18 protein-coding genes and 1 pseudogene are annotated in these 22,176 nt (G+C 60.9%); 5 read left to right on the top strand and 14 right to left on the bottom strand.

Features of this window, described 5'->3' with window-relative positions:
• Window positions 1-25 precede the first annotated feature (25 nt).
• On the bottom strand, window positions 26-910 hold the full coding sequence (uppP, locus tag ACEUKI_RS04705; RefSeq protein ID WP_080784784.1) for an undecaprenyl-diphosphatase UppP: 885 nt from the start codon (window positions 908-910) through the stop codon (window positions 26-28).
• A gap of 145 nt (window positions 911-1,055) precedes the next feature.
• On the opposite strand from uppP, the gene ACEUKI_RS04700 reads away from it, so the two are divergent.
• A complete protein-coding gene (locus ACEUKI_RS04700) occupies window positions 1,056-1,847 on the top strand; it encodes a fructosamine kinase family protein (protein ID WP_080784783.1) in 792 nt (263 codons plus the stop codon).
• A 47-nt stretch (window positions 1,848-1,894) separates the two neighbouring features.
• On the opposite strand, the gene dnaJ is transcribed toward ACEUKI_RS04700, so the two are convergent.
• Window positions 1,895-3,040 (bottom strand): molecular chaperone DnaJ, encoded by a 1,146-nt coding sequence (dnaJ, locus tag ACEUKI_RS04695; protein ID WP_144169455.1) that lies wholly within the window; start codon window positions 3,038-3,040, stop codon window positions 1,895-1,897.
• A 55-nt stretch (window positions 3,041-3,095) separates the two neighbouring features.
• Window positions 3,096-4,214, bottom strand: a complete 1,119-nt coding sequence (gene hrcA, locus ACEUKI_RS04690; RefSeq protein WP_080784781.1) for a heat-inducible transcriptional repressor HrcA — start codon at window positions 4,212-4,214, stop codon at window positions 3,096-3,098.
• 370 nt (window positions 4,215-4,584) lie between these two features.
• Here hrcA and tkt point away from each other — a divergent pair, with 370 nt between their 5' ends.
• From tkt to ACEUKI_RS04670, 4 genes and pseudogenes are all read left to right on the top strand, one after another.
• On the top strand, window positions 4,585-6,693 hold the full coding sequence (tkt, locus tag ACEUKI_RS04685; RefSeq protein ID WP_080784780.1) for a transketolase: 2,109 nt from the start codon (window positions 4,585-4,587) through the stop codon (window positions 6,691-6,693).
• A 120-nt stretch (window positions 6,694-6,813) separates the two neighbouring features.
• Window positions 6,814-7,917 carry a transaldolase gene (gene tal / locus ACEUKI_RS04680; protein ID WP_374156565.1) on the top strand — a complete coding sequence of 368 codons (1,104 nt, stop codon included), beginning with the start codon at window positions 6,814-6,816 and terminating at the stop codon, window positions 7,915-7,917.
• Window positions 7,918-8,046: 129 nt separating this feature from the next.
• Window positions 8,047-8,406, top strand: a pseudogene (locus tag ACEUKI_RS04675) (branched-chain amino acid transport system II carrier protein); the annotation flags it as partial.
• 275 nt (window positions 8,407-8,681) lie between these two features.
• Window positions 8,682-9,791 carry a hypothetical protein gene (locus tag ACEUKI_RS04670; protein ID WP_374156564.1) on the top strand — a complete coding sequence of 370 codons (1,110 nt, stop codon included), beginning with the start codon at window positions 8,682-8,684 and terminating at the stop codon, window positions 9,789-9,791.
• A 181-nt stretch (window positions 9,792-9,972) separates the two neighbouring features.
• On the opposite strand, the gene ACEUKI_RS04665 is transcribed toward ACEUKI_RS04670, so the two are convergent.
• The 11 genes from ACEUKI_RS04665 to uvrC form a co-directional block, all read right to left on the bottom strand.
• Window positions 9,973-10,416 carry an MATE family efflux transporter gene (locus ACEUKI_RS04665; protein WP_374156563.1) on the bottom strand — a complete coding sequence of 148 codons (444 nt, stop codon included), beginning with the start codon at window positions 10,414-10,416 and terminating at the stop codon, window positions 9,973-9,975.
• A 3-nt stretch (window positions 10,417-10,419) separates the two neighbouring features.
• The gene (locus ACEUKI_RS04660) at window positions 10,420-11,976 is read right to left on the bottom strand and encodes an aminotransferase class I/II-fold pyridoxal phosphate-dependent enzyme (RefSeq protein WP_374156562.1); all 1,557 of its coding nucleotides are present in this window, start codon (window positions 11,974-11,976) and stop codon (window positions 10,420-10,422) included.
• Between the two features lie 110 nt (window positions 11,977-12,086).
• On the bottom strand, window positions 12,087-12,938 hold the full coding sequence (locus ACEUKI_RS04655; RefSeq protein ID WP_374156561.1) for an HAD family hydrolase: 852 nt from the start codon (window positions 12,936-12,938) through the stop codon (window positions 12,087-12,089).
• Window positions 12,935-13,885, bottom strand: coding sequence for an L-lactate dehydrogenase (locus ACEUKI_RS04650; protein WP_080784775.1), 951 nt, complete (start codon window positions 13,883-13,885; stop codon window positions 12,935-12,937). The genes ACEUKI_RS04655 and ACEUKI_RS04650 overlap by 4 nt, the downstream gene beginning before the upstream one ends.
• 101 nt (window positions 13,886-13,986) lie before the next feature.
• A complete protein-coding gene (secG, locus tag ACEUKI_RS04645) occupies window positions 13,987-14,235 on the bottom strand; it encodes a preprotein translocase subunit SecG (RefSeq protein ID WP_003829342.1) in 249 nt (82 codons plus the stop codon).
• Window positions 14,236-14,298: 63 nt separating this feature from the next.
• Window positions 14,299-15,102, bottom strand: coding sequence for a triose-phosphate isomerase (gene tpiA / locus ACEUKI_RS04640; RefSeq protein WP_080784774.1), 804 nt, complete (start codon window positions 15,100-15,102; stop codon window positions 14,299-14,301).
• A gap of 57 nt (window positions 15,103-15,159) precedes the next feature.
• Window positions 15,160-16,365, bottom strand: coding sequence for a phosphoglycerate kinase (gene pgk, locus ACEUKI_RS04635; protein WP_080784773.1), 1,206 nt, complete (start codon window positions 16,363-16,365; stop codon window positions 15,160-15,162).
• A gap of 168 nt (window positions 16,366-16,533) precedes the next feature.
• A complete protein-coding gene (gene whiA / locus ACEUKI_RS04630; RefSeq protein ID WP_080784772.1) occupies window positions 16,534-17,484 on the bottom strand; it encodes a DNA-binding protein WhiA in 951 nt (316 codons plus the stop codon).
• A gap of 198 nt (window positions 17,485-17,682) precedes the next feature.
• Entirely contained in the window at window positions 17,683-18,669 is a 987-nt protein-coding gene (gene rapZ / locus ACEUKI_RS04625) for an RNase adapter RapZ (RefSeq protein ID WP_080784771.1), read from the bottom strand.
• Window positions 18,669-19,640 (bottom strand): shikimate dehydrogenase, encoded by a 972-nt coding sequence (locus ACEUKI_RS04620; RefSeq protein ID WP_080784770.1) that lies wholly within the window; start codon window positions 19,638-19,640, stop codon window positions 18,669-18,671. Before ACEUKI_RS04620 ends, rapZ begins: the two co-directional genes overlap by 1 nt.
• A 108-nt stretch (window positions 19,641-19,748) precedes the next feature.
• On the bottom strand, window positions 19,749-22,115 hold the full coding sequence (gene uvrC, locus ACEUKI_RS04615) for an excinuclease ABC subunit UvrC (protein ID WP_374156560.1): 2,367 nt from the start codon (window positions 22,113-22,115) through the stop codon (window positions 19,749-19,751).
• Window positions 22,116-22,176 lie beyond the last annotated feature (61 nt).

The following is a 22,176-nucleotide window of genomic DNA, read 5'->3' as shown; positions in this document are numbered from 1 at the left end:
ATATTGAGTCGCCTATTGACCCGTCTTATGCCGCAGCCACCACGGAGGGATCGATGGCCGGCAGCACGCCCACAATCAGCAGCAAGGCGACGACCACAGCCAAACCGATGCGGTAGATGGCGAAGGCCTTATAGGAGAAGTTCGATACGAACTTCAGGAATCCGATGATTACGATGTAGCCGAGTACGAAGCTGATGACCATGGCTACGAGGGTCGGCCCCCAGCCGGGGAACATCGCATCGGTTTTGTAATTCTTCACGGCCTTGATGGCTTCGAGCAAGCCTGAGCCGAACACCGCGGGGATGGCCATCAGGAAGCTCAGACGCACAGCGGCCTCACGCGTGTAGCCCAGTGCGCGACCGACGGTGATGGTGCCGCCGGAGCGGGACACACCAGGAATCAGCGCCATGGACTGGCCCAAACCGAAGAGGAATGCATCACGATACGTCATATCATTCATAGTTTTGTTCTGGCGAGCCTTGGCATCCACCATCCACAGCAGAATGCCGAATACCAACAGCACGGTTACCGTAATCCACAGGTTGCGCAACGAGGTTTCGATGACGTTCTGCAGAGTGAAGCCGAGGATAATAATCGGAATCGAGCCGGCGATAATGTTCCAGCCGAGTGTGGCGTAATTGTCGCCGCGGCCCATGCGGGCCTTCCAATCCTTGCCGTTCTTGCCGAACAGGCAGCTGAACCAGTGAGTAAGGATATTGATGATGTCGTGACGGAAATACAGAATCACCGCAAGTTCGGTGCCGATTTGGATGATGGCGGTAAACGCCGCACCGGGATCAGAGCCCAGCATCAAATCGCCGAAAATACGGATATGCGCGCTGGAGGATACAGGAAGATATTCGGTCAGCGCCTGAACGATGCCGAGAATGATCGCTTGGAAAAAATTCATAACCCCTCGTGATTTCTAAGTATTTGATGTGTTATGACGATGAACACCCTATCCAAGGGGGGTGTAGAACAACACTAAGAATCGGTAACATCCACGGCTTCTACAATGAAAGTGGATATAGTACGTCAGCGACGAAGGGAGCATTATGGCCACGTATCGCAAAAGCAGGGCATTCGCACCGGAAGGATTCTTCGAATGCGAGGGTCGAGGACTCGAATGGTTGGGAGCGGCTCATGCGCAGGGCGGCCCGCGCGTGGTGCAGGTATACGGCTGGGGCAAGGATTATCTGGATATCGAACGTGTGGGTAGCGCGTCCCCCACGCCTCAGGCGGCACGAGCTTTTGGCGCGGCTCTGGCCCATATGCATGATGCGGGTGCCGAATATTTCGGGTCTGCGCCTGACGGATATAACGGCACATGCTATTTCGGACCATTGCAGGACCCGGTGAAAATGGATACCGGCGAGTGGACCGACCCGATCAGCTATTTCGCTGATGGACGTCTGCGCCCGATGGTCAACCTTGGTGTGAGGCGTGGCGAGCTGGATAAGCGCGATGTCGAGCTGACTGAGCGTGTGATTGAAGCGCTGCCGGATCTGATGGGCCGCGCCGCGTCCGACAAGCCGGCGCGCATCCACGGTGATCTGTGGAGCGGCAATGTGATGTGGACCGCCGATTCCGGGCAGTCCGAGGCCGTGCTCATCGACCCGGCGGCACATGGCGGTCATCGCGAGGAGGATCTGGCTATGCTGCACCTGTTCGGTATGAGCTATCTGAGCGAAATCACCGAGGGCTACCAGTCCGTACATCCGTTGAAGGCCGGGTGGCAGGAGCGCATCACGCTCTGGCAGCTCTACCCCATCGCCGGCCACTGCGTCTTCTTCGGCGGCGGCTACGTCAACGAATACCGCTCCATGTGCCGCTCCCTGCTGAAGTGACAGACTTGGCTCCCCCTCTCTGAGGGGAGCCAAGAACGCATCCACTCTCAGCTCAGTGCGTCCTTCAACTTGCTGAAGAAGCCTTTCTTTTGACCGGCCTGTGGGCGGGAGGCTTGGGAGACGTGCGTGGCACCTGAATCGTGCGAGGCGGCGAACTGTTCGATGAGGCCACGCTCGGTTTCGTTGAGCTTGGTGGGGATAAGCACATTGACGTGGGCGATGAGATTGCCACGCTCGTCCTTGTTGCGGATGTTCGTGACGCCCAGTCCCTTCAGCGTCACCGTGTCCTCAGGCTGGCAGCCGGCCGGGATGGACACGGTCTTCTCACCATCGAACGTATCAATGGACAGATCGTGGCCGAGCACGGCCCAGCTCATCGGCACCTGAATCCAGCAGTGCAGGTCGTCGCCATCGCGAGTGAACTGCTTATCCGCCTTGATGCGGATGTCGATGTACAGGTCGCCGGCAGCGCCGCCGCCCTCACCCACTTCGCCCTGGTTGGCCAACCGCAGACGCGCGTTGTCGTTGATGCCGGCGGGCACGGTAACGCCCACGGTACGCGTGGTGCGCACACGGCCGTGGCCCATGCAGCTGGGGCACGGGTTCTGGATGATGGTACCGTGGCCCTCGCAACGTTCACAGGGGGCGGAGGTCATCATCTGGCCGAGCATGGTGCGCACGACCTTCTGCATGAATCCCTGTCCGTGGCAGTCGGGGCAGGTGGCCGGCTGTGCGCCGCCCTGGGCACCGGAGCCACCGCACTCCTGGCACAGGGAGAACGTATTGATCTTGACATGCGCGGTGCCGCCGAACACCGCCGTCTTCAAATCGATGGACGCCGAGGCCAAGGCATCGCGGCCGGGCTGGGTACGCGGCACCGGGCCCTGTGAGCCACCACCGAACGCGGAACCGAAGAACGTGGAGAACACGTCGCTCATATCGCCGAAGCCCGCCCCGGAGAAGCCGCCGGCACCTGCGTTCGGATTGTTCGGGTCGACTCCCGAATCATACATACGGCGTTTGTCCGGATTGGACAGCACATCGTAGGCGTTGTTCACTTCCTTGAACTTGTCCTCGAATTCGGGGCCCGCGATGTCGGGGTGGTATTTACGGCTGAGCTTGCGGTATGCCTTCTTGATCTCGTCTTCACTGGCGCCGCGTTCCACACCCAGCGTCTCGTAATAATCTGCCACTTGATTGATCCTTTGTGTTCGTTTGGTCTGCGGGTCATTGTGCCACAGACGGCGGTCAGTCTTGGGTCCGGCCCTCGGAGAGGAAGGCGGTCAAATATCTGGCTACGGCCCTGACGGCGGCCATAGTGGCCGCATAGTCCATGTGGGTCGGCCCTATGGAGCCAACGAAGGCGATGGGTTCCGTATCGTCCGTCTGGCTCTCCGTCTCGGATTCGGTTTCGGGTTCGCCTACGGGATCGTTCCCCGCCGGTTCGCCCGCCGCTCCGCTGCGCCCATAGCCACCGCTGACCACGGAAGCATGCAGTAGTCCGGGGGTGTGCATTTCGGAGCCGATGGCCACGCCCACGCCGGATGCATTCGTCTCCTCGCTCAGGTTGCTCATGAGCTTCATCAGCACGACCTGTTCTTCCAGCGCGTCGAAGAGCGGGGCCAGATCGGCCAGGGACCGGGAGTGGGCCAGGTGCGAGGTGCCGGACATGTACAGTTCGTTCGCGCGTTCGTCCAATGCCATCGATTCGAAGGCGTCGGCCAGCGCGTCGGCCACGCCACGCACCGACTCGTAGCCGGCGCTGGCGGCGATGGATCGCACGGTCTCCGCGGATTTCGATAGGGACAGCCCGTCGCATTGTTCGTTGACGGTGTTGGAGAGCCGGTTGATCTCGTCCACGGCGGGCATGGATGCGATGGTCAGGCCGTGCTGGGCCACGCGGCCGGTGTCGGTAATCACCACGGCGAGCAACGTGGTCATGGCAACGGGCACCATCTCCACGTGCCGCAATGTGGCCTTGGCCAGCGATGGCGAGGCGACTACAGCCACTTGACCGGTGATTTCGGACAACAGTCGTGCCGAACGTTGCAACGCATCCTTGAGACTCACCGATCCGGACAGGAAGCTGTTGATGCCGCGGCGTTGCGCCTCACTGAGCGGCACCACGGTAGCAAGTCGGTCCACAAAGTATCGATAGCCCTTTTCGGTGGGCACGCGACCGGCCGAAGTGTGCGGCTGAATCAGATAGCCTTCGTCCTCCAGAGCGGCCATGTCGTTACGGATGGTGGCCGAACTGACGCCGAGATCATGGTCGCGCGTCAGCGAAGTGGAGCCCACGGGCTCCTGAGAACGGATGTAATCCTCCACCACGGCGCGCAGCACCAGCATGCGTCTTGATTGCGTCATGCGCGCCTCCTTATATATACATATTCATATCAGTCACGGTTCACTCAGGGCGTACCCCGACGGTCGGTTCGCCACGCTGCGACACGCGGGAGCCCAGAAATATTGCCTCTTTCTTGGCTCCGCCACGTGCAGGTGGCGCACTTCACCTTAGAACATTGTATTAGCACTCCTTAAGCTTGAGTGCTAATGCGTTCGTTTGCAGCGTAGCAATGTTCACTGTGAACGCTAACAGAACACAAACTACCAAAACACGCCAAAATTGCTCCACAACGTCGCAAACCGACGCTAGCATGGTAATCGCAATGTGAGGGCGTCAAGCGCCCGGCACAAGCCGGATACGCGGCCCGACCAATTGGAAGGAAAGTAATCCATGACCGAATTCAAGGAGACCGAGCTCGACGAGCGCGCCATCAAGATGGCGAAGGTCCTTTCGGCTGACGCGGTTGAGAAGGCAGGCTCCGGCCACCCCGGCTCCCCCGTCTCCCTGGCGCCCGTCGCCTACACGCTGTACCAGCACTTCATCAAGCACGATCCGAATGATCCCGACTGGGAAGGCCGCGATCGCTTCATCCTTTCCGGTGGTCACGCCTCCCTCACCCAGTACGTCCAGCTGTACTTCTCCGGCTACGGCGTGACCCTGAACGACCTTAAGAACTTCCGTGGCGGCGCTGCCACCCGCACCCCGGGCCACCCGGAGTACGGCCTGACCCCGGGCATCGAAATGACCACCGGCCCTCTGGGCCAGGGCTTCGCCTCCGCCATCGGCTTTGCCTATGGCGAGCGTTTCCAGCGCGGTCTGCTTGACCCGGAGACCCCGAAGGAAGATTCCCCGTTCTACCACAAGATCTGGGCCATCTGCGGTGAAGGCGACATCGAGGAGGGCATCTCCGGCGAGGCCGCTTCCCTGGCCGCCAACCAGAAGCTCGGCAACCTGACCGTGATCTTCGACGCCAACCGCATCCAGATCGAAGGCGACACCAACCTGGTGCTGGCCGAGGACGTGCTCAAGCGCTTCCAGGCCTACGGCTGGTACACCGACGAGTTCAGCTTCATCCAGCCCGACGGCTCCTACAAGGAGGACATCGAGGGTCTGGCTGACGTCATCGCCAAGGCCGAGAAGGCCGCTCCGGACCAGCCGAAGCTCATCAAGGTTCACTCCCTGATTGCTTGGCCGACCCCGGGCAAGACCAACGATCCGTCCTCCCACGGTTCCAAGCTGGGTGCCGAGGCTGTTGCCGGCCTCAAGGAAGCCCTCGGCTACGATCCGGAAGAGAACTTCCACGTTGACGAAGAGGCTCTGGCTCACGCTCGCAAGGTTGCCGAGCGCGGTCTCGAAGCCCACAAGGAATGGGACGAGAAGTTCGACGCTTGGCGCAAGGCCAACCCGGACAAGGCTGCCCTGTACGACCGTCTGAAGGCCGGCGAACTGCCGGAAGGCTTCGACAAGGCCCTTGACGACCTTGAGGCCACCTTCGAAGTCGGCAAGGGTGTCGCCACTCGTGGCGCCTCCGGCTCCGTGCTCAACGCCATCGCCGCTGTCATGCCGGAACTCTGGGGCGGCTCCGCCGACCTCGGTGGCTCCAACAAGACCGACCTCAAGGGCGCTGCTACCTTCGCTCCGGCCGAGTGCGCCACCAAGCAGTGGCCGAACTGCAACGAGTTCGGTCGTCAGCTGCACTTCGGCGTGCGCGAGTTCGCCATGGGCTGCATCACCAACGGCATCCTGCTGGGCTCCCACACCCGTCCGTTCGGCGGCACCTTCTTCATGTTCTCCGACTACGAGCGTTCCGCCGTTCGTCTGGCCGCCCTCATGGAGATCCCGAACCTGTACATCTGGTCCCACGACTCCGTCGCCGTCGGCGAGGATGGCCCGACCCACCAGCCGGTTGAGCACCTTGCTTCCTTCCGCGCGATTCCTCAGCTTGAGGTCATTCGCCCGGCCGACGCCTTCGAGACCGCCGAGGCTTACCGTTACTTCTTCGAGAAGAAGAACACCCTGCCTGGCGCCATGGTTCTGACCCGTCAGGGTGTCCCGGTTCTTGCCGAGACCGCTGCCAAGGCCAAGGACGGTGTCAAGAAGGGCGCTTACGTTCTGGTCGACACCGAGGGCACCCCGGACGTCATCCTCATGGCTTCCGGTTCCGAGGTCCAGTGGGCTGTGGCTGCCGCCAAGACCCTGGCCGGCGAGGGCGTCAAGGCCCGCGTCGTGTCCGTGCCGTCCATGGAATGGTTCGAGGAGCAGGACGCCGAGTACAAGGAGGCCGTGCTTCCGGCCGCTGTCAAGGCTCGTGTCTCCGTCGAGGCCGGCGTTGCCATGCCGTGGTACAAGTACCTCGGCTCCTACGGCAAGCCCGTCTCCATCGAGCAGTTCGGCCTGCAGGGCGACGGCGCTCAGAACATGATCGACCTCGGCATCACCGCCGAGCACGTGGTGGAAGCCGCCAAGGCCTCCATCGCCGAAGTCGAAGCCGCCAAGTGAGTCCCCTAGCCTCCCTCTGACGAGGGAGGCTTGTACTCAAGACTCCACCTAATCGGCCCTCTCGTTAGAGGGGGTCTACTTAAAGATTTGTTCCAATACGGAATATAAGGAGAAAAATAAATGACTGAAGCAACTCAGCGTACGTCTGACAACGGCGTTTCCATCTGGCTGGACGACCTGTCCCGCTCCCGCATCGAGTCCGGCTCCCTGCAGGACCTCATCGCCAACAAGAACGTCGTCGGTGTGACCACCAACCCGTCCATCTTCCAGAAGGCCCTGAGCCAGGTCGGCCCGTACGACGCTCAGCTCAAGGAGCTCGGCAAGGTTGACGTTGAGACCGCTGTCCGCGAGCTCACCACCACCGACGTGCGCAACGCCGCCGACATCTTCCGCGAGATCGCTGAGGCTACCGACTTCGTCGACGGCCGCGTCTCCATCGAGGTCGACCCGCGTCTGGCCCACGACACCGAGAACACCGCCAAGCAGGCTGTGGAACTCTGGGAGAAGGTCAACCGTCCGAACGCCATGATCAAGATTCCGGCAACCCTCGAAGGCCTGCCGGCCATCACCGCCACCCTGGCCAAGGGTATCTCCGTCAACGTCACCCTGATCTTCTCGCTCGAGCGCTACGAGCAGGTCATCGACGCTTACATCGAGGGCATCGCTCAGGCTGCCGCCAACGGCCACGACCTGAAGCACATCGGCTCCGTCGCTTCCTTCTTTGTGTCCCGCGTGGACAGCGCTGTCGACAAGCTGCTGGAAGCCAACGGCTCCGACGAGGCCAAGGCTCTGGAGGGCAAGGCCGCTGTGGCCAACGCTCGCCTGGCTTACGAGCTCTTCGAGAAGAAGTTCGCTGAGGATCCGCGTTGGGCCGACCTGGCTGCCAAGGGCGCCAAGGTTCAGCGTCCGCTGTGGGCTTCCACCGGCACCAAGAACGCTGCCTACTCCGACTGCAAGTACGTTGACGAGCTCGTTGCCAAGCACATCGTCAACACCATGCCGGAGAAGACCCTGAACGCTCTGGCCGACCACGGCAACGGCGCTCCGTCCATCGAGGGCACCTACGAAGAGTCCCACGCCATCATCAACAAGCTGGCTGAGCTCGGCATCAACCTCAAGGACGTCACCGACAAGCTGGAGGCCGACGGTGTCGCCGCCTTCATCAAGTCCTGGGATTCCGTGCTGGCTGACGTCCAGTCCGGCATCGACCGCGTGAACGCCTGAGATTTGACGACTGATGCGTGTTTAGCGCACTAGTTGATTAGCTCACAGAAGCCCCGACCCCAACCGGTCGGGGCTTCTTGCGTTTGTTGCTACAGTGGTACGGGCGCATGAGAGAAAGGCCGAACCGTAATGGACAAACTTGTCGCACGCCAGCGGTTGGTGATGACCTTTATCTTCTTTTCGATGTTCTTCGGAGCGGGCAACCTGATCTTCCCGCCGTTTGTCGGCGCTCAGGCCGGTTCCGCGACCATACCGGCGGCCATCGGTTTCATCGTCTCCGCAGTCGGTCTGCCGATTCTCGGCGTGCTGGCGGTCACCTTCGCCGGCGGTTTCGACAAACTCGCCAGCCGGGTCTCCCCCAAATTCGCCTTGTTCCTCGGCGTGGCGATCATGCTCACCATCGGCCCGTGCTTTGCGATTCCGCGTACGGCGACCACCTCATTCGAAATGATGGTGGCTCCTTTCGTACCGTCCTCCTATGGCTGGCTGGACGCGGCGCTGGCTATGCTGCCTTTGCAGCAATACCAGCTTGGCTGGGTCATGCCGGCCATCCTCGGCGTCGCCATTGGTATCGCCGATGCTCCGCGGCGGTAGGTTCCCGGTCTGTGCCGGAGTCTGGCGGTCGGTCGGTGATGGCGGCTGCCGCAGTATCCCTCCTATAAAACGGCATACAGAATTCCTGTATGCCGCTGGTCTCCGCCCATCTGCCAGAGTTATACTGGCATCATCGACGACGGCGATAACGGCATAAGGTGGGGTGAGTCATGGACACCAGTGATAGACAGATAGCGGAAACCGGCCGGAATCGCGAGCTTGGGCTGATTCCGGCCATGGTGATGGCGGTTGTTGCGACGCTCAGCGGTGCCGGTGTATCGTTCGCTCCACTATATGAGCGCATTTGGGGCGGCATGATGTTGCATCCGAATTGTCCGGCGATTGGCAGAATGACCTACTATCTCTCGGGCCAAGCAACTGACGATTATGAAGCCTGCGTCACCTCACCACTGTGGTTTATGACGGTGACTGCGCTGAGTGTTGTCGCGATTCTCTGTCTGACTGTTGCGGGAGTACAGGGCTTTTCGCGCCATCGGCTCCGTTCGGTGTTTAGTGTTCTTATTGCGGCAGTGGCTGTTGCGATCATATTGGTGTTGAGTGCGAATACCAAGATTGTAACGTTGTGGGCGATGTATGCGGTGACGTGGCTGGTGCACGCCATAGTCACCTCATATCTGAGCAACGGTTGGATACGAATCGCGCGACTGTTGTTCGTATGGCAGATTGGCGTGATGCCGGTATTCGTCACCGAATATTCAGTATCCGACGAGGTCAACTTCAGCGGCGGCGCAACCATCGCTTGCGGACTTGGACTTGCGGCATATGCGCTGGTGCGATGCGCCTCTCTTACCATCGACTCGCAAAACAACAGTAATCGAATCACGCCAGAACGCAGTGGTATACGGGCTACCTCCTTGCACGACCTGTTCCACACCATCAGCATCAACGCATCCGCCATACGCAATTGCTCTGTTCCCGTTGCCCTGTTCTGGTCAGGTATCACGTTCTTTACCTACAGCTACAACACTGGTGGACACACCGATTTCTGCCCAGCGCTATCGGCAACTGACAATGCAGGTCTTGTCGCTTATTGCATCGGCCATGAAGCTTTGGGACTGCTGACCGTCGTGTCGTGCGTGCTGCCATTGTTCTCCCTGCTTTCGGCGATTACGGCCATCACGTTGGCTGCACGCAACGCAAATAACGGCGGTAACGCTGCCAATGCCGATGGCTCTCGAAATTCAGCCGCCGTGTGCTATCTGCTCCTGGCAACCGCACTGTCCGCCACGGCCTTCGTCATCGCCTTCACCTTGGCATAGCGTGGACCACCATGTCGCGGTTCGCGCAATCGCTGGGATACAGCGCTTCCTGCGCACGACGCGACACCACCGGCATAAGATCTCCTTCATATCACGAAACAACGGGCATCCGTTTTGCGAGGTATTCCATCCGTCCCGTGTTTCGCAACGCATGAGACGGCACATCCATTGAATCAGGAGTCTAGACCATATCTCGCCGAATCTTGCGGTAGGTGGCATAGAACAGGAAGCCGGCCACGATGCCGGAGAATGCGGCGAGCACCGACACCAGTGCCGTGGCGGAGACGATCTGAGTGACGAAGGCCATGCGGATCGCCTGGCGGACGCGCTCCATGTGCCGGGCGCCGAAGTTGAACCCGATGATCGGTTGGATGCCTTGCTGGAAGCCGCTGGTCAAGACGCTCACGATCTGCATCAGCGAGGTGATGATGGTGATCGACGTGACATAATCGTCGCCGCCGTAGCGTTGCAGCCCCACGTTGAACACCACGTTGAACAGTCGGTCGATGATCGTGTACGAGGCGTTCGCCGCCTGCGCCACGATGGTGGGGACCGACATGGTCAGGGCCAGACGGGGCACCGGCTTGGTGCCCAGCCCGGCATCAATCGTGTTCGCCTGCGCCAAGGATCATCTCTGCCAGTAGTAGCTGAAGAAGTCGGAGATCTCCCCCATGGTTTCGCGCAGCATGCCCATGCGCGGCAGGTACACCACGCGGAAGTGGTCGGGGCGATGCCAGTTGAACGCGCCGCCGTGGCTGATGAGGATGTGCTTGTCATGCAGCAGGTCGAGCGCGAACTGCTCGTCCGAGTGGATGTTGAAGCGTTTGACGTCGATCTTCGGGAAGATGTAGAACGCGGCCTTCGGCTTGACGGCGGTGATGCCGGGGATCTGGTTGAGCATGTCGTAAACGAGGTCGCGCTGGTCGTGCACGCGGCCGCCCGGCACGATGTAGTCGTTGACGCTCTGGTGGCCGCCGAGCGCGGTCTGCACCACGGACTGGGCGGGCACGTTCGAGCACATGCGCATGTTGGCGAGCATGTTGAGGCCCTCGATGTAGCCCTTGACGATGCGCTTGTTGCCGGACAGGATCATCCAGCCGATGCGGTAGCCGGCGATCATGTGCGATTTCGACAGGCCGGAGAAGGTCACGCAGAACAGGTCCGGGGCCATCGAGGCGATGGAGATGTGCTGCAGGCCGTCCATGACGAGGCGATCGTAGATTTCGTCGGAGAAGATGATGAGCTGGTGTTCGCGCGCGATGTCGACGATCTGCTGGAGCACTTCCTTTGGGTAAAGTGCGCCGGTGGGGTTGTTCGGGTTGATGATGACAATCGCCTTGGTGTTGCTGGTGATCTTGGAACGGATGTCATCGATGTCCGGATACCATTCGGACTGTTCGTCGCACAGGTAGTGCACGGCGGTGCCGCCGGCCAGGTTCACGCAGGCGGTCCACAGCGGGTAGTCCGGGGAGGGCACGAGCACTTCGTCGCCGGTGTCGAGCAGCGCGGACATGGACAGGTTGATGAGCTCGCTGACGCCGTTGCCGGTGTAGATGTCGTCGATGGTGACGTTCGGGATGTTCTTCAGCTGCGCGTACTGCATGATGGCCTTGCGCGCGGAGAACAGGCCCTTGGACGGCGAGTAGCCTTCGGTGTCGGTGAGCTGGTGGGCCATGTCATAGACGACTTCGTCCGGCGTGCGGAAGCCGAAGGGTGCCGGATTGCCGATGTTCAATTTCAGGATGTGGGTGCCGTTGGCCTCCATGCGCATCGCCTCGTCGGCGACCGGGCCGCGCACGTCGTAGAGCACGTTGTCGAGCTTGTGCGATTTGCCGAAGGTACGGCGGCGACCCACGGGAATCTCGCTGTCCGTCTGGGGCTTGGCGGCACCCGTGGCAAGCGGTGTGGCGGCGTGTTCGCCGTCCGTGACGCTGTTGGAGGCGTCCGAGTTCAATTGCGTGGTGGATTCCTCGCCGCGCAGCCAGTTCGCGTCGACGTCCAGTTCGCTGGCCAGGAATTCGAGCACGTCCTCGCGGGGCATGGTCTTGCCGGCCACGTATTGGCTGATATGGCTCTTGCCCATCTTCACACCACGGTGCCCAGCGGCGTGCACCAAATCGACCTGCTTCAATCCCCTACTGTTCATCGCATTGCGCAGACGTTCCGCAAACACCGATACGCTCATATCCTTATGCCTCCAACCGGGAGTTCAATTTACCTTTTGAACAACGGTTCAAAGCATACTCCCGGTTCAACACAAGTTCAATTTTGGCGTGTTCTCGAGTCTCGGCCGGTTCAACCCAACTGCGCTTCAATCCATTGGGCGACGCGGTCCTCGTTGTTGGGCGGGCAGATCTCGTCGGCGATGGACAACACCTTGGGGTTCGCGTTGGCCACGGCCACACCCCGGCCGGATTCGCTCATCATGTTGATATCGATGAGGTCGTCGCCGAAGGCGGCGGTCTGTTCGAGCGGCACGTCCAGTCGCTCGCACAGCAGGTGCAGCGCGTGCTCCTTGTTGGCCTGCGGGTTCATGAGCATCCACATCACGCCTTCGCTGATGGAGATGTCGAAGTCCGGCGGAATCAGCGCACGCAGCTCGTTCCACTGTTCAGGCTCGGGGAAGATGGTGATCTTATCCGCCACGCCTTCGGGCACGTCGTGGAAGTTCGTGTATTGGAAGGCCTGAGTTTTCCAATACACGCGTACATCGAAGTTGGTGTAGCGCACGTCGTTCATCACGATGCCGAGCTTCAGGCCGGGTATACGATCGAGCAGGAACAGACAGACTTCGCAGGCACGCCGTGAGGAGAAGCCAATCTTGATCAAATGGTTCTCATCGGCCGGCGTGGCCCCTGAGGTGAGCAGGTCGAAGTCGGAGTGGGCCGGGTCGAAATCGATGAGGGCGCCGTTCAGATAGATCACGGCGTCCACCGGCAGTTTTTCGGCGAACTGGAGGCCGGTACTCACCGGCCGCGCGGTGGCGATGGCGAATTGCAGTCCGGCATCGTGCGCGCGGTTGATGGTGTCGATGCTGCGCTGGGTGATGAACCGGTCCTCGAATACCTCGGCGTCGTGCAGCAACGTGCCGTCGAGGTCGGCGACCAGCAGTCGGGGTTGTTTCGGCGTGATGGCGTCGAGAATCACAGCAGACCCTCGCAGTGTTCACGCACGAGTTCGGCGGAATGGTGCAGTTTGGTCCGCTCGTCCTCGCTCAGATCGAGTTCGACGATCTCGTTGGCGCCGTTGGCGCGCAGTTCAGTGGGGACGCCGAGGAACACGTCATGTTCGCCGTATTCGCCGTCCAACAGGGTGGAGACGGGCACGATGCGGCGTTCGTCCCACAGGATGGTCTGCACGATGCCGGCCACGGTGGAGGCGATGCCGAAGTTGGTGCCGCCCTTGGCCGCGACGATCTCATCGCCACGGGTGCGGGTCTTCTCTTCGATTTCGGTGGTGGACACGGAGGCGAAACGGTCTTGGTTGTCGGCCAGGAAGCGGGCGAATGGCTTGCCGCCGAGCGAGACGGTGGACCATGCGGTGAACTGGGAGTCGCCGTGTTCGCCCATCACGAAGCCGCCCACGTTACGCGGGTCAAGGCCGGTCTCTTCGCCGATGATGGTCTTGAGGCGCGAGGTGTCGAGCGCGGTGCCGGTACCGAGCACCTGGGTGCGCGGCAGGCCGGAACGTTTCCAGGCATACCAGGCCATCACATCGACCGGGTTGGAGACCATGACGATCACGCCGTCGAAGCCGGAGGCCATGACGTTGTCGACCACTTCGCCCACAAGGCCCACGGTGAAGCCGAGTTCGGCCATGCGGTTGGAGTTGGCCGGCGGCTTGCGGCCCACGGTGATGACGACGATGTCCGCATCCTTGCAGTCGGCGTAGTCGCCGGCGCGCACCTTGACGTGGCGGTCCTGGAATTCGCTGCCGTCATCGAGGTCGCGGGCCTCCCCCAGGGCTTTGGCGGCGGAGCGGTCGATGAGCACGAGCTCATTGCACAGGCCGTGCGTGACGATGCCGAAGGCGGCGGTGGCACCGACCTGGCCGGTGCCGACGATAACGACTTTGTTGCGGTTCATAGTGACCATGGTGATGTCCTTTCGTAATACTCGATAGAACGCATACGACCCATGACCGACGGTAACGGTCATGGGTCGCGAGCGACAAGTCTATATGGCGTGCAAGCCGATCAGCCGAGGTTGAACTTGGTCATCATGTCGAGGCCGATGATCAAGGCCACCCACACCAGAGCGATGATAACGGTCCAACGGTTCAGGTTCTTCTCGGCGACACCGGAAGTACCGGCGTTCTGGGTCAGACCGCCGCCGAACATGTCGGACAATCCGCCGCCCTTGCCCTTGTGCATAAGAATGAGCAGGGTCAGCACGAAGCTGAGCAGCACGACGATGACTTGCAGCGTGATCTTAAGAGCGGTCACAGGGTACCTCCGGATTGATTGGACTGTTGACCAGCATAGCGCACACACGGGAAAACCGTGGTATTAGTTCCGTGACTTCGTGGATTTCAGTGCCAGTCGAGCGATTTTGGCGAGTTCTTCAACGTCCAGGGCCGCCCCTCCGATCAGGAAGCCGTCGACGTCGGGCTGGGAAATGAGTTCCGCCGCGTTTTTCGAGGTGACCGATCCGCCGTACAGGATACGTACGCTATCGGATACCTTCGTGCCAAAAATGGTCTTCAAATCGTTGCGGATGGCGTTTGCGGCATCCTGGGCGGATTGCGGAGTGGCCACCATGCCGGTGCCAATGGCCCAGACAGGTTCGTAGGCCACGATGAGTTTGGCGGCTTGTTCTTCGTTGAGATCGCGGGTGACGTCTCGTACCTGGCCCACGGCGAAATCGAGTTCAATGCCTTGACGTCGTTCCTCGAAGCTTTCGCCGACGCACAAAATCGGCTGCATGCCGGCGGCGAGCACGGCACGTACCTGATCGACGATATTGGCGTCATCTTCAGGATGGTATTTGCGGCGTTCGGAGTGGCCGACGATGACGTACGAGCAGCCGAGATGGGCGATCATGTCCGCGGACACATCGCCGGTGAAGGCACCTTGGGTGGTCACGGAAACGGATTGTGCGCCGTAGGCGACATGGAGCTTGTCGGCTTCGACCAGCACCTGTACGCTGCGCAATGACGTGAACGAGGGGAAAAGCGCGACTTCGCAGCGTTTGAAGTCAAAGCGAGCGTCACGCAACAGCCATACCAGCTTCTGCACGAAGTAAGTGGCTTCAAGATGGTCGAAATTCATCTTCCAGTTGCCGGCCACCAACGGAATGTGTTTGGACGCCATATGTTCCCCTTCTAAAAAATACGTAACTCCCCTCAAGGAGGGGAGCTGGAAAATGGATTACTCAAGCACCTTCAGGCCAGGGAGCTCCTTGCCTTCGAGGAACTCGAGGGAAGCGCCGCCACCGGTGGAGATGTGGGAGAAGCCGTCCTCCGGGAAGCCGAGGTTGCGCACGGCGGAGGCGGAGTCGCCGCCACCGACGATGGTGAACGCACCGACTGCGGTGGCGTCGACCAGACCCTGGGCCACGGCCTTGGTGCCGGCGGCGAACTCAGGAACCTCGAACACGCCCATCGGGCCGTTCCACACGACGGTCTTGGAGTCGACGATCTTGTCGTGGAAGAGCTTCTGGGACTCCGGGCCGATGTCCAGACCCATCTTGTCGGCCGGGATGGCGTCGGCGGCAACGACTTCCGGAGCAACCGGGGTGTCACCGGCCGGGAAGCCGGCGTTCACGACGACGTCGGTCGGCAGCACGAGCTCAACGCCGTTCTTCTCGGCGGTCTCGATGTAGCCCTTGACCTTCTCAAGCTGGTCCTCTTCAAGCAGGGAGGTGCCGACCTCGTAGCCCTTGGCCTTGAGGAAGGTGAACACCATGCCGCCTCCGATGACCAGACGGTTGGCCTTGTCGAGCAGGTTCTCGATGACGCCGAGCTTGTCGGAGACCTTGGAACCGCCGAGCACCACGGTGAACGGACGCTCCGGGTTCTCGGTGGCCTTGGACAGGGCCTTGACTTCCTTCTCGACCAGCAGGCCTGCGGCGGCCGGCAGATCGGCGGCAACGTCGTAGTTGGAGCCCTGGGCGCGGTGGACCACGCCGAAGCCATCGGAAACGAAGGCCTCGCCGAGGGCGGCGATCTTCTTGGCGTAAGCGGCGCGTTCGGCGGCGTCCTTAGAGGTCTCCTCCGGGTTGAAGCGAACGTTCTCAAGCAGCACAACGTCGCCATCGTTCATGGCGGCGACCTTGGCCTGAGCGTCCTCGCCGTAGGTGTCCTTGGCCAGCGGCACGTTGGTGCCGAGCAGCTCGCCGAGGCGGGCGGCAACCGGGGCCAGGCTCAGCTCAGGAACGACCTTGCCCTTCGGGCGGCCAAGGTGGGCCATGAGGATGACCTTGGCGCCTTCTTCGCGCAGGGTCTTGATGGTCGGCAGAGCAGCCTTGATTCGACCGTCATCGGTGATGGTGGTGCCGTCCAGCGGAACATTGAAATCAGCGCGAACCAGAACGCGCTTGCCCTTGAGATCTCCAAGGTCCTTGAGTGTCTTCATGAATATCCTTTCCTTGACGAATCGCACGTCAAAGTGGCCAATTTTGCCACTTTGCATATTACAGGCATTCCGGAACAAAACACCGCATTCGTCTACTGACTGAATGCGGTGTTTCGTTACGTCGTTGTCATGTTTTGCCGAATAGGCACGGCAAATCGGATTGTCGGGTTACTTGCCTTCGGCTGCGCGAGCCTTCTCCGTCTTCTCGGCAAGTTGAAGCAGTCGGCGGATGCGGCCGGCAATCGCATCCTTGGTGATTTGCGGTTCGGCGATCTTGCCGAGCTCCTCGAGGCTCTTGTCCACGTGATCGATGCGCAGCTGGCCGGCCTGACGGAGGTTGTCCGGAATGTTATCGCCGAGTACTTCGAAAGCATGCTGCACTTTTTCGCTGGCTTCGGCGGCGGCCTTGGCGGAACGGCGCATATTGGCGTCATCGAAGTTGGCCAGACGGTTGGCCTTGCCTCGGGCCTCGCCGTCGGAACGCTTGCCGGTCCATTCGCGGGCCGAACGGGTGGCGCCCATGAGCTTGAGCATGCGTTCGATGGCGTCGGGATCCTTGAGGGTCACGCGCTCGGAGCTACGCAGCGTGCGATGCTTGGCCTGGATGCCGAGACGACGGGCCACGCCGCACAGGGCCATGGCGGCCTCTTCCGTGGGGCAAGCGATTTCCAGGAAGCTGGCCTTACCGGGATCGGATAGGAAGCCACGGGCCATGAAGGCGCCGCGCCATGCCGCTTTGATTTGGGCGATGGATCCGTTGACCACTTCAGACGGCAGTCCACGGACCTGCTGCTTGCGGCGGTCGACCAGTCCGGTCTGCAAAGCCAAGGCCACTACGTTGCGGGTGACGAGCACCACGTAGGTCTCGACAGGGCCGTTCGGGGTCTGACGGGTGAGGTGGTTGACCTCGGCTTCGTGCCCAAACGTGTTCCTCAACGTGTTCTTCAGCCATTCTGCAACGTCAAGCGAGGTGAATACGGCTTGGATAACGTATGTATTCTGTACCGGTCGAAGACCGCCGCCAAAACGGATCATGGCCGCAGCTTGGGCCTTGATCGCGGCTGGCGAATCGCCTTCAAAGGCCGCCAACTCGCTTTTGACATCGCCCAGAAGAGCCAAGATCTACCTCCTACAGTCCCGTTCTTCTCAATGCTTCAGGCGCTTCGTGCCGTTATTTGCTGTCATACGGTCGGAAGCCATCGGCTTTCTGTGATACCTAATCTGGTGGACAAGCGAACCCGTTTGATACGTATTATGGGCTTTGCTTTCTCGCAGTGTGGTCACCGAACGCTTGCCCGATGACCGCTCGACGCCTGCTTACGATGAGTGACGCTTATGCTGTTCTCTCGCGGAAACGGTTACGTTGAGCCCATGTGCGCGTAAGCGGCGAGCCAGCTCTTCGCTCATCGCCACCGACCGGTGCTGACCACCGGTGCAGCCGACGGCGATGGTTACATAGTGCTTGTCTTCCTGGGCGTATCCTTCCAACGCAATCTCGATAGCTTTCTCATAAGCGTCGAGAAATTCCTTGGCACCCTTGCTGGAAAGCACGTAGTCGGCGACCGGCTTGTCGTGCCCGGTAAGCTCGCGCAGGTTGGGAACCCAGAACGGGTTGGGCAGAAAACGCACGTCGGCCACAAAATCGGCGTCGATGGGCATACCGTATTTGAAGCCGAAGCTGAAGATGTGTACCGCCACGGTGGTGGGGCCGGAACCGAGCATCGTCTCGTAGAGTTTGGTGGACAGCTGGTGGATGCTCAGGGAGCTGGTGTCGATGACCCAGTCGGCTCGCTCCTTGAGGTCTTCCAGCAGGTGACGTTCCTCAAGGATGCCGTCGATCAGTCGGTTGCCGTGCTGCAGCGGGTGCGGGCGGCGCACGGATTCATAGCGCTTGATGAGCACTTCGTTGCTGGCGTCGAGGAACAGAATATGGGTTTTGACGCCGAGATCATCCAGATGGCCGAGCACGGCGGCCAGTTCGTCGAAATAGCTGGAGCGCACGTCGATGACGGCGGCAAGCTTGTGGACGCCTGACCCCGATTCGGAACCGGAGGTGGTCATCATGTCGACAAGCGGGATAAGCAGTTTGGGAGGCAGGTTGTCGACCACATACCATCCCATGTCTTCCACGCAGTCAGCGGCATGAGAGCGGCCTGCGCCGGACATACCGGTGATGAGCAGCACTTCGAAGGCATCAAGCGGGGTCGGCTGGTTGTCCGGAGGCGATGTGGATGTCGCGGAATTCGCCGGCGCATTCGTGGCGGCCGCCTCGCCGGTATCGCGGATTGTTGTCTGTTGACTCATTACAACGCCTCCTCAAGAGCTTTGCGCATCGCGATCTCCAGCTGGTCGTCTTCGGTGGCGGTGTCCTGCAGACGCTGGTCGGCATCACTGGGCGGGTCGTCATCCCAGATACCGGTCATCAGCAATACCTGTACGAGAGCTTGGTACAGCAGCATTTCTTCGCCGCCGATGGCGTGACCGCCATGAGCGCGCCAGGCTTCCATGAGCTTGGTGGGGCGTGGATCGTAGACCACGTCCAGCAGCAGTCCGGAGAATGGCTCGGTTCCGGCATTGGTGAGGGCATCCGCGACGTTGTCGGCCGCATGTCCGGGAATCGTGTTGATGACATAGATGGCGTTGCGGGCTGCCTCGAGCAGGGCCTGATCGTCGCCTAATTCGATTTCGCTGTACGGGTTATGCACGTTGACGAACTTTTCGGCCACTGGTTTAAGCCCGGTGTTTTTCCCAGGGTGGCGGGCGGCGACGATGATATGGCCGATTTCGGGTATCATGCAGCATGCGGCCAACGCCGAAGTGGCGGTGTTGCCATTGCCGATGATCAGCGCGGCGCCGCTTCTCGATGCGGTGTGGTGTTCGCCGAGTTCGCGATTGGCGTGGTCGAAGGCGAGTTGGATGCCGATGACATCGGTGTTGTATAGCTTGATGCCCGGCTTGCCATTCGGCCAAGCGGGATCATCGGTAGCCACGCTCCAGTCGAATACCGCGGTATTCGCCACCTTCAGTTCCTTGGCCCACAGATTTTCCGGAACACCGTACGGTTGGATGGTCTTTTTCAACGGCATGGTCAGGCTCAGGCCAGCCCACGTCGAGTCAAGGCCTTTGAGGAAAGCGTCGAGGTCATCCTCTCCTACTTCGTGCTTGTCGTACAGCCAATCGTCGAGTTTCAGCGAACGATAAGCCGCGTTGTGGAGCACGGGTGACAATGAGTGCGCGACGGGTTTGCCGAGTACAGCGCAACGATGATTGGCCATATCCCCTCCTTGATGTCTGTTCCCATGCTAGCCGACACCTTGCTTCGAATATGTCAACCACAGGCCCCGCAACCGAAAATTCACTCTGGGCTGCTGGACCGGGCCGGCTCACTGCTCGTGCAGCGCGTTGTACAGCGCTTCGGCTTTGGCGTGGCCGATGCCTTTGACCTTCTCGAAGTCCTCGACGCTGGCTTCGCGCATGGCTTTGACCGAGCCGAAGTGGTTGAGCAGCCGCTTCTGGTAGCTTTCGCCGATGCCGGGAATCTCGTCGAGCGCGCTGCGCAGGGCGCCTTTGCGCCGCTGTTGGCGGTGGTAGGTGATGGCGAAGCGGTGGGATTCGTCGCGTACACGCTGCAGCAGATACATGCCTTCGGACTGGCGTTTGAGGATGATCGGATAGTCGTCGTCCGGCACCCACACCTCTTCCAAGCGTTTGGCCAGTCCGCAGACGGCCACGTCGTTCACGCCACAGTCCTCAAGCGCCTTGGCGGCGGCCATGACCTGCGGCTTGCCGCCGTCGACCACCACCAGGTTCGGCTTGTAGGCAAAGTGATGCCGGTTTGTGTTCTGCTGGACGATGTCGGGCGAAGTCTCCCGTGCATCGTTCTGCACTCCGACCGGCACCACGTGCCCCTTGCCACTGATGTCGGAACCGCCCTCACCATTGTCGTTACCGTTCGCAGCGATTGTCTCCGCCGCCACGGCAGTGGTCATCTTGCCGGCGGCCGAGGCCGCGCGCTGTTCCGCGTCGATGCTTTCGCCGGAGTCGCCGGCGATGTTGCCGTGCTTGAAGCGGCGGGTGAGCGTCTCGTAAAGCGCGGACAGATCATCCACCGCGCCTTTGCCGTCCTTGCCTCGGATGGCGAAGCGTCGGTATTCGGATTTCCTGGCGATCGCGTCTTCGAACACCACCATGGAGGCCACCTGGAAGGCACCGCCCACAGTGTTCGAAATGTCGTAGCATTCGATGCGCAGCGGGGCTTCCGCAAGTCCCAATGCCTTGGCCACATCGTTCATGGCCTGGGTGCGTGCGCCCATGTCGGAGATGCGGCTCATCTTGCTGCGTTGCAGTGCTTGGCTGGCGTTCTCGTTGGCGCGGTCCATAAGCTGCTTCTTGTCGCCTCGCGAGGCCACGCGGATGGTCACCGCGCCCCCGCGCAGATTGGTCAGCCAGCCTTCGAGTTCCTCGCGGCGGGCCGGTTCGACGGGCACGATGATTTCGCGCGGTACCGGTGCGATGGGTGCCAGCAGGTCCGCGCGTCCGGTGGTCTCCTGACGGGTGTTGCGTTCTCGGGTGGCCTGGGCGCGTGCCACAGCGTCCGTGGCCGTGATGGTCTGTGTGGAGCCGATGGCTTCGCGATTGGTGGAGATGGTCGCGGCCGACTGGGGGTGATTGTCCCCGGCGGCGTCCGAATACACCTGCACCAGAAGGTCGGCCATCAAGTCGGCGTCATCGATGTCCTCAACTCGTTCGACGCTCCAGTTGCGTTCGCCGCGAATAGAGCCGGCGCGCACATAAAAGGCGTGCACGGATGCTTCGAGCTCGTCGCTGGCGAAGCCGAACACGTCCACGTCGACATCCTGGTCGAAGACGACGGCGTTCTGTTGCACCACGGTTTCCAGCATCTGGATCTGGTCGCGCAGTCGGGCGGCTTTCTCGAATTCGAGTTCGGCGCTGGCCTCTTTCATGTCACGGGTCAACTGGGCGATGTAGGGCCGTCCGAGTCGTCCGGTCATCACGCCGACCAGCTGTTCGCACAGCCGCCGGTGTTCGTCCGCTTCGATACGGTTCACGCAGGGTGCGGAGCATTTGCCGATGGAGGCGAACAGGCATGGCCGTCCGGTCAGTTGCGCCTTATGGAACACGTTGGTGGTGCAGGTGCGTACCGGGAACGTGCGCAGCAACCGGTCAAGACTGTGCCGCAATTCCCACACTTTGGCATAGGGGCCGAAATACCGGGTATCCCGCCGTTTGCGCGACCGCGTGACCCACACGCGCGGAATTCGCTCCCCCGTGCTGACCGCGAGATACGGATAGGTCTTGTCGTCGCGGAACTGCACGTTGAACCGTGGGTCGAATTCCTTGATCCACGTGTATTCCAACGTCAGTGATTCCAGTTCGGTGGCGACGACCGTCCACTCCAGACTGCGTGCGGTCAGCACCATGGTCTGGGTGCGCGGATGCAGCAGATACAGCGGCTGGAAATAATTGGTGAGCCTGTTGCGCAGGTTCTTCGCCTTGCCCACATAAATGACGCGCCCTTCCCCGTCGCGCCATTTGTACACACCGGGTTTGGCGGGAATATCCGAGGTCTTGGGTCGGAACAGGTCGCGAGAATCCCCCAGCAAAGGTGCCCCATTCGCATTCACCTTCGCCGTCGTTTCCCCGGCGCCCACAGCTACGCTTTCCGGCATTAACGCCGCCGCGGTCTTCCGCCACTCATCCGGACTATGCCGCTCAATATCGTTCGTCATAATCCTCCTCGCTATTAAGTAAAACCAATCATCAGGGATTGGGCGGGTTGGTGTGTGTTGC

This window comes from Bifidobacterium sp. 2450 (assembly GCF_041900695.1).
Classification (GTDB): domain Bacteria; phylum Actinomycetota; class Actinomycetes; order Actinomycetales; family Bifidobacteriaceae; genus Bifidobacterium; species Bifidobacterium longum.
This window is presented reverse-complemented; position numbering and strand designations above follow the sequence as displayed.

What these genes read in the sequence shown, in the direction of transcription:
- uvrC (WP_374156560.1), bottom strand. Translation starts at nt 22,115, where the DNA reads ATGACGAACGATATTGAGCGGCATAGTCCGGATGAGTGGCGGAAGACC.
- tkt (WP_080784780.1), top strand. Translation starts at nt 4,585, where the DNA reads ATGACCGAATTCAAGGAGACCGAGCTCGACGAGCGCGCCATCAAGATG.
- tal (WP_374156565.1), top strand. Translation starts at nt 6,814, where the DNA reads ATGACTGAAGCAACTCAGCGTACGTCTGACAACGGCGTTTCCATCTGG.
- uppP (WP_080784784.1), bottom strand. Translation starts at nt 910, where the DNA reads ATGAATTTTTTCCAAGCGATCATTCTCGGCATCGTTCAGGCGCTGACC.
- ACEUKI_RS04660 (WP_374156562.1), bottom strand. Translation starts at nt 11,976, where the DNA reads ATGAGCGTATCGGTGTTTGCGGAACGTCTGCGCAATGCGATGAACAGT.
- ACEUKI_RS04670 (WP_374156564.1), top strand. Translation starts at nt 8,682, where the DNA reads ATGGACACCAGTGATAGACAGATAGCGGAAACCGGCCGGAATCGCGAG.
- ACEUKI_RS04620 (WP_080784770.1), bottom strand. Translation starts at nt 19,640, where the DNA reads ATGGCCAATCATCGTTGCGCTGTACTCGGCAAACCCGTCGCGCACTCA.
- rapZ (WP_080784771.1), bottom strand. Translation starts at nt 18,669, where the DNA reads ATGAGTCAACAGACAACAATCCGCGATACCGGCGAGGCGGCCGCCACG.
- tpiA (WP_080784774.1), bottom strand. Translation starts at nt 15,102, where the DNA reads ATGGCGTCCAAACACATTCCGTTGGTGGCCGGCAACTGGAAGATGAAT.
- pgk (WP_080784773.1), bottom strand. Translation starts at nt 16,365, where the DNA reads ATGAAGACACTCAAGGACCTTGGAGATCTCAAGGGCAAGCGCGTTCTG.
- ACEUKI_RS04700 (WP_080784783.1), top strand. Translation starts at nt 1,056, where the DNA reads ATGGCCACGTATCGCAAAAGCAGGGCATTCGCACCGGAAGGATTCTTC.
- hrcA (WP_080784781.1), bottom strand. Translation starts at nt 4,214, where the DNA reads ATGACGCAATCAAGACGCATGCTGGTGCTGCGCGCCGTGGTGGAGGAT.
- ACEUKI_RS04650 (WP_080784775.1), bottom strand. Translation starts at nt 13,885, where the DNA reads ATGGTCACTATGAACCGCAACAAAGTCGTTATCGTCGGCACCGGCCAG.